The sequence below is a fragment of the Arthrobacter sp. 2YAF22_2 genome, from assembly GCF_052114645.1.
In the GTDB taxonomy this organism is placed as follows: domain Bacteria; phylum Actinomycetota; class Actinomycetes; order Actinomycetales; family Micrococcaceae; genus Arthrobacter.
Genome location: NZ_JBFRFD010000753.1, coordinates 1 through 1,174, shown reverse-complemented (window position 1 = coordinate 1,174; position 1,174 = coordinate 1). Strand labels below are relative to the sequence as shown.

The following is a 1,174-nucleotide window of genomic DNA, read 5'->3' as shown; positions in this document are numbered from 1 at the left end:
GTTGCCGGACTTACCCTGCTGTCGTTGGCCGCCTGTGGCGCCCCCAGCGCTGCGAGCAGTGCGGCCAGCGGAGGATCGGAAGGCAAGACCTCGATCAAGGTGGTCGTAGCACCTATCCAGTTCGAAACGGCGTACGTCGCCAAGGAGAAGGGCTTCTTCGATGCAGCCGGCCTCACCGTCGAGATCGTCCCGGGCGCCGATCCCGCGGCCAACCTGGCGCAGACCGTGAGCGGACAGGCCGATATCACCACGGCGTCGTGGGGCGTCATGACAACCGCGACGGCCAAGGGCATGCCGGTGAAGGTGATTTCCGGTAACGGCGTGGTTGATCCCAACGTCGACAACTCCGGAATCCTGATCCCCAAGAACAGCGGCATCAAGACCGTCGCCGATCTGAAAGGCAAGAACGTTGCCGTCGTCGGCGTGAACACCGGTGGCGACATCCCGATGCTCCAGGCGGCCGCAGCGGCAGGAATCGATCCCAAATCGATCACGGAAATCGCCGTCCCGTACGCGGGCATGCAGGCCGCGCTGGAACAGGGAACGGTTGATGCGGCGTTCGCGGCGGATACCTTCTACCACCAGCTCGTTGACGCGGGCTTCAAGAGCATCGCCAGCCCGGTGCGGGAGTTCCAGGGCAACATGCCCGTGACCGTCTGGGCTGCCACCGATGCCTGGCTTAAGAGCAATCCGGGGACCGCCAAGAAGTTCAATGACGCAATGACCAAGGCCGCCGCGTTCTACACGGACCCGGCCAACGTCAAGGCAATCGTGGACATCACCGCCCGGATCAAGCAGGTTGACGCTTCGAAGGTCAACCCCAAGGCCTACGTTCCGGTGAACGTCTCCATCAACCTGGCGACCGGACAGGCAGGCATCGATGCCATGAAGGACCTCGGGTTTGTCACCAAGCCGTTGACCGCCGAAGCCATGCTCTGGGCCGACGCCCCGCGCTTCGCCAAGTAAGGCTGCACGGGCACCACGAACATGACGGAGAGATCGATATGAAGACAAGCACAAAGTCGCTGGACTGGGGTCTGAACGCCCAGCGGCTGTTGGCGGTAGCCGTACTCCTGGCCATCTGGCAGGTGGTCATCTGGAGCGGCACACTRCCTTCGATGACGCCGGGCGTCGCCGCCCTGGCATCCTCCATCGGGGAGGCAGTGGCGTCGGC

General features: G+C 63.8%; 1 protein-coding gene. It reads left to right on the top strand.

Translation table 11 applies throughout. The annotated features are described in order from the left end of the window. The coding region (locus AB4Y86_RS19285) for an ABC transporter substrate-binding protein (RefSeq protein ID WP_441403727.1) at positions 1-966 on the top strand (966 nt) is incomplete at its 5' end. Positions 967-1,174 lie beyond the last annotated feature (208 nt).